Here is a 328-nt window from a genome sequence, read left to right as displayed (position 1 = left end):
GCAAAAAAGCGATGCCCATCACAATGGGTATCGCTTTTTTTATCGCTCCATCCCTCTATCTCTTTTTGTCTTTGGTTGTCTCGTTTGTTTTAACTGCTCTGATTTGCGTTTTAAGCCCTCTAGTGAGAATTCTTTCCCTTTCCCAAGTATTTTATCTAGAAACGCTTTTAAACGCTCTATAAAAGCTTCTAGGCGCTTCTGAGGGATTGTCTTTGCCTTTTTATTCTCTTCCAAGATAGAAAGCCACTGTTCGCCTTCTTTTTGATTCTTTGGTTCATGTCCATTTTCTAGATTAAACAGGACTAAACGTCCTTTCTTTTCTAGTTCG

The 328-nt window shown here is 38.7% G+C and carries 1 pseudogene; it reads right to left on the bottom strand.

Annotation, left to right across the window (positions count from 1 at the left end):
* Nucleotides 1-39: 39 nt before the first annotated feature.
* Nucleotides 40-328 (bottom strand): annotated as a pseudogene (locus ACQGS6_RS29550) (MobV family relaxase); the annotation flags it as partial.

Source organism: Bacillus sp. GMs2/2, from assembly GCF_050172095.1.
Taxonomy (GTDB): Bacteria; Bacillota; Bacilli; order Bacillales; family Bacillaceae_G; genus Bacillus_A; species Bacillus_A cereus.
This window is presented reverse-complemented; position numbering and strand designations above follow the sequence as displayed.